Here is a 5,506-nt window from a genome sequence, read left to right on the forward strand (position 1 = left end):
TGGTGCCGCTGCAGCTGCTGGCGTACCACACCGCCTGCGCCAGGGGGACGGATGTTGACAAGCCACGCAACCTGGCCAAGTCGGTCACGGTTGAATGACCGTGGCCGGCTTGTGCCGCGCAGCGGCAGCGCCGAAGGCGCGCCAGGTGGCGTGGATTGCGGCGCAGGCTCACATCGCGCTAGCGATGTGAAGGGCCGACAGGCCCGGCCGGAGCCACAAGCCCAGCGTGACCGTCGAATGACGGGCACGCTCTTCGTGACCGGCTTGCGCCGCGAATGCTCTAAGTTGAACAAGCGCCCGTTCTTGCTACTGTGACGAAGGAAGGCCGATGGCGCGTACTTGCTCGCGTAGCATCTGTGGCAGCGGTCTAAGAGAAATCTCACCGTCCGGTCATCTTCTCAACACCAATGGTTGCCGGCGCAAGAGCGCCCAATCCGTTACGAACCGGCCCAAGCCAAGGAAGCCAGAGTGCACGCTGCCCTGTTAAGCAAAGGCTTTCTTCCGAGGGAACTACCTCAGCTCTTCTCTAGCGCCAGTCTTGGCAACTTGGTCGGAAAGACGGGATTGCCAGCGGATTTCGTTTCTACTACGGCGGTCTGGACGCAACCGGTACAACACAACCTGGCCCGAGCGGGTGGTCTACGTCGTAAGCTGTCGATCCCAAATCCGGTGAACTACTTCCGGCTGGCCAAGGCTTTCGACACGAACAGTGGGGCCCTTGTCGCACAGTGGGGCTTATCGCCGTATTCACAGACGACGCCTGACGCAGCATGCTCTGGCCCCCGTGCGATCGCGCGCAACGTGTCGGATCGCGCCAGCCCACGAGCGAAGACTAGGGTGGGCGCGAGATACTTGCTTCGCACCGACATAGCTCAGTTCTATCCATCGATCTACACCCACGCCGTGCCGTGGTCATTGCATTCCAAAGCTGTTGCCAAGAAGTCGATGAAGGACATGAGCCTAGCCGGGAATGTCCTTGATCGCGAACTTCAAGCGAGCCAATTCGGACAAACCAAGGGTGTACCGATCGGACCAGATACTTCCCTCGGCATTGCCGAGATTCTATTGGCTCCTCTTGATCTCCACCTGAAGAATACCTGCCCAATTGTGGGAGGAACCAGATTCATTGATGATATCGAGTTTACGTTCAAGCGACTCTCAGAAGCGGAGACGGCACTTGCAAGAATGGAATATTTTCTAAATGAATTGGAGCTGCAGCTAAATCAAACAAAGACCCATATCGACGAATTGCCAAGCGAGATCGAATCGGACTATGTAACTAGTCTCAGACCGTATGTGCCAACTTCTGGTACGAGTTCTAAGGCTCAATGGATTGACTACTTCAATCAGGCCTTTGGTGCCGCACGCGCTAAACCACAAGCCGGAGTTCTTCGGTACGCGGTCGCAGCGCTGCAGGGCGTGCAGGTTAATCCCAAACTATGGGAGCTCGTACAGCAGTTGTTGTGGCAGTGCATCACATCGGATGCTGGCTGCTTACGTTTCGTTACGGACATTTTACTTAGCAATAAGGCGGCAGGCGGCCACAGCATTGATCTCGATTTAGGTGCAAGCGCGGTTGAGTCCCTCATACAGAATAGCGCACCTATTGGTCATGGCAGCGAAGTCGTTTGGAGTATTTGGGCCGCAATACATCTCAAGTTACCCATAAGCTCAGCCAGCCAGGCGTTAATTGCCACGATGGATGATGCGGTCGTAGCGGTTACTGCCATGGTCGCGCACGAGGAAAAGGTGTTTGAGTCAGACTTTGACTCAACCTTGTGGAAATCTTGGATTACCCCAGACTCTTTCAAGGAAGAATACTGGTTGTTCATTTATGAGTGCGTCAAGCGAGGGTGGTTCACTGCCGAAGTCACGGCGGCAGGATTGCCTACAAACGCCAATGTAATGTACTTACTTGCTAATTCAATATCATTTGTGGATATCGATGCTATTCACCTCTACACACCGGCTCGACGGCCTGTGTTGCCTACGGGCAGTGGCGGCGGCTACTAGCAAACCCGGCAGATGCCACTTGACCAGCAGGACGCAGCAACGGCACACCCATATCCCTGGACAGAAAACTGCCGCAATCGCTCTACGCGGCGGCGATCCGCGTGTAGTACAGCGGAGTCAAGTTGAAAACCCAGCCTCAATACCCCCACTCCTCATGCCTCACCGGCAAGCTGTTGAGCCTTCTCCGCAACTGCTGCCAATGCGGCAAGTACAAGTCCATCAACGCCGAGAACCGCGCGTTGTGCGTCGGCTCCAGCAGATGCACCAGTTCATGAACCACGATGTACTCCAGGCACTCGGGGGGCTTCTTGGCCAGGTCGGTGTTGAGCCGGATGTAGCCTGACTCGGGCGTGCAGCTGCCCCACTTGGTCTTCATGCGTTGCACGAAGACGCGGCTTGCCTTCACGCCCAGCAGGGGCTGCCATTTGTCGAGCAGCGCGGGCACCGCATCGCGCACCTGTTGCCGGTACCAGGCCTCCAGCACCTCTTCGCAGCGGGCCTCATCGGCGTCGGGGCGTACCTGCAGATGCAGCTCTCTTGGGCTCAGGCTGACCACGGGTGCTGCGTCGGCGTGCGTGATCTCCAGCAGGTAGCGCTTGCCCCACAGGTAGTGGCTTTCCTTGTTCAGGAACTCGCGCGGCGTTTCGCGCTCTTGGGCCTGCAGCTTGCGCTGTTGTGAGCGTATCCAGCCCAGCTTCGACACTACGAACAGCCGGATCGTGTCCAGCGGCATGCCCTGCGGCGCGGCCACGCGCACTTTGCCTGCTGGCGGCAGCAGGCTCAGGTGCACGTGCTTGATGGCCTTGCGGATGACCTCCGCGTGCAGCTCGCCCAGATCGAGCACGTCCCGCACGGGTCAATACTCCTTCTGCGCGAAGACGATGGGGAACAGGCGGTTCACTTCATTGATGTCCTGCAGCACATCGAACATCGCCTGCTTGACCATCTGCTCCTTGGCCAGCACGCCCCGCCAGCCGTCCGGGCGGCGGCTCTTGATGGCCGAGTCGAGCTGCAAGGCCCTGTCCAGCGCCTTATCGGCTGGCAGCAACGGGCCGGAGAGATCTTGAACGGCGCTGATCGTCGCTTGGTCCTTCAGGTTGTTGTACAGGGCAAGCTGGCCGGTCGTCTTCAGCTGCACTGGCGTGTCATCGGCCTTGCCGGCGCTCACCTTTTTGGCCACATCGGCAATGCGGGCCAGGTAGTCCTCGTACTCGATGGCCTTCTCTTTGCGCAGCCGGATGATCTCGTCCAGCAGCGCCGACATCTTGGCGAAGTAGGCCGGGTCGGTCAGCTGCTCCTTCAGGATCTTGCTGCGGACGTTGTTCTCGATCGTCTCGGCGATCGATTCTTTGTTGCCCTTCATCTCGCCCAGGCGCTCTGCAATCGCGTCGGCGATGCCGGTCTTGACGATCAGGTCCAGCAGGCCGATGCCGTCGAAGGGCGAAATCTTCCTCGGGGCCTGCGCCTCGATGTAGGTGTCGATGAGGTGGCGCATGTCCGCCTCGTAAGGCTTCAGGTCCAGCGTCTCGCCGGCGGCCTTGCGGATGATCTCGCGCAGGTTCAGGTAGTGCTTCTGCAGCGCCTTGAGCGTGTCGATCTGCGCGGGCGTGTAACCCGCCGCTTCCAGGTCATCAGCCAGGTTGGCATACGCACGCACCAAGGCCACCACAGCCTTGTAAAGCGCCACGCGATGCGGCTCGCGGGTCTTCAGGTCGTCGGCGATTTCGGTGTTGCCGCAGAAGTAGTGGATGTGCTCCAGGTCGCCCTTGGGCGGCGCCACCGGCTCGCACAGGAAAGCCAGGGCTTCCACGGCATCCTCTAGGCTTTCGCGGCCGGCCTCCAGACGGTCTTTGAGCAGGATTTCCGGGTTGTCGCCCCCCGCGCTGTGGGCCAGTTCGGCGGTGTAGACGGCGATGGCCTTCTCTACTTTCTTGAACAGGTCCTTGTAGTCAACGATGTAGCCAAACTGCTTGTCATCGCCGTCCAGCCGGTTGGTGCGGCAGATGGCCTGGAACAGGCCATGGTCCTGCATGGCCTTGTCGATGTAGAGGTAGGTGCAGGGCGGGGCATCAAAGCCCGTCAGCAGCTTGTCCACCACGATCAGCAGCTTCATCTGCGCGGGCGCCTTGATGAAGCGGTCCTTCGCCTGCTGCTCGTATGTCTCGGTCTTGGTCTTGCCCGTCTCGGCCACCACGTCCACCAGCAGCGCGGTGTAGGTGTTGAAGATGAACTGCTTGTCGCTCTCGGTGTTGGCGCCGGTCTCTTCCTTGCTGACGTCCGAGGCCTGCGGGTTGTAGGAGGTCACCACCGCGCACCGGCCCTTGAAGACCGTCTTGCCGAACAGCACGAAGTACTTGCAGGCCTCGTAGATGCTGGAGGCCACCAGGATGGCGTTGCCGCGTTCGCTCGACAGCCGGGGCTTCACGGCGAAGTCGAACACGATGTCGGCCACCACGCGGTCCATGCGGGCGCGTGAGCTGAGCACGTTCTGCATCGTGCCCCACTGCTTCTTCAGCTCGTCCTTCTGCCAGTTGTTCAGACCTTTGGTCTTGGCCTCGAACCACTGGTCGATCTGGTCGGTGTTGCCCAGCTTCTGGTCAATGTCCCGCGCCTCGTACACCAGGTCCAGCACCACCTTGTCTTCCACGGCTTCAGCGAACTTGTAGGTGTGGATGTAGCCGCCGAACACCTCCAGGCTGGTCTGCGCATCGCTCTTGAGCAGCGGCGTGCCGGTGAAACCGATGAACACCGCGTTGGGCATCATGGCCTTCATCAGCCGGTGCAGCTTGCCGCCCTGCGTGCGGTGGCACTCGTCCACGAAGACGTAGACCTCGCCTTGCGTCTGGCTGGGCTGAGCGGCCAGGTCGCGCAGGAAGGCCTCGAAGTCGTCTTCTCCTGCGCCCACTCCCCGGCGGCCGAACTTATGCACCAGCGCGCACAGCAGGCGCGGGTGGGGCTGCGCCAGTTGGGCCATCAGGTCGCGCCCGCTCTGGCTGCGGTGGATGGTCTCGCCGGCGTCCTTGAACACGCGTTCGATCTGCCGGTCCAGCTCATCCCGGTCGGTGATGATGGCCACGCGCGCAGCGGGCCTGTTCTCCAGAATCCACCGAGCCAGCAGCACCATCAGGATGCTCTTGCCCGCCCCCTGCGTGTGCCAGATGATGCCGCCGCGCCGCTGCTGCACATGCGCCTGCGCCGCCTTGATGCCGAAGTACTGGTGCACCCGCGGCAGCTTCTTGATGCCGCCGTCGAACAGCACGAAGTCGTGCATCAGCTCCAGCAGGCGCTGCTTGCTGCACAGCGTGGCCAGGTACTTGTCGAGCTTGTAGCCCGCGTTGTCGGCCTCGGCTTCTGTCCAGGCCAGGAAGTACTTCTCCTGCGTCTGGATGGTGCCGTAGCGCAGGCCCTCGGAATCATTGCCCGCCAGCACCCACTGCACCGTGCTGAAGAACCAGTCGTTGAACTCGGGCTTCTGGTTCGACAGGCACTGGCG

Annotated in this window: 3 protein-coding genes; 1 reads left to right on the forward strand and 2 read right to left on the reverse strand. The window is 60.5% G+C overall.

Going from position 1 to position 5,506, the window contains the following annotated elements; all coding sequences use genetic code 11:
- Positions 1-669: 669 nt before the first annotated feature.
- Positions 670-2,013, forward strand: coding sequence for an RNA-directed DNA polymerase (locus ACOVRJ_RS16970; RefSeq protein WP_422045017.1), 1,344 nt, complete (start codon positions 670-672; stop codon positions 2,011-2,013).
- A gap of 136 nt (positions 2,014-2,149) precedes the next feature.
- On the opposite strand, the gene ACOVRJ_RS16975 is transcribed toward ACOVRJ_RS16970, so the two are convergent.
- Both ACOVRJ_RS16975 and ACOVRJ_RS16980 read right to left on the reverse strand, forming a co-directional pair.
- Entirely contained in the window at positions 2,150-2,866 is a 717-nt protein-coding gene (locus tag ACOVRJ_RS16975; protein WP_422045015.1) for a M48 family metallopeptidase, read from the reverse strand.
- Positions 2,867-2,869: 3 nt separating this feature from the next.
- On the reverse strand, positions 2,870-5,506 hold a 2,637-nt coding region (locus ACOVRJ_RS16980), incomplete at its 5' end, for a type I restriction endonuclease subunit R (protein ID WP_422045016.1).

The sequence above is a fragment of the Roseateles sp. genome (genome assembly GCF_049240545.1).
Lineage (GTDB): Bacteria > Pseudomonadota > Gammaproteobacteria > Burkholderiales > Burkholderiaceae_C > Paucibacter_A.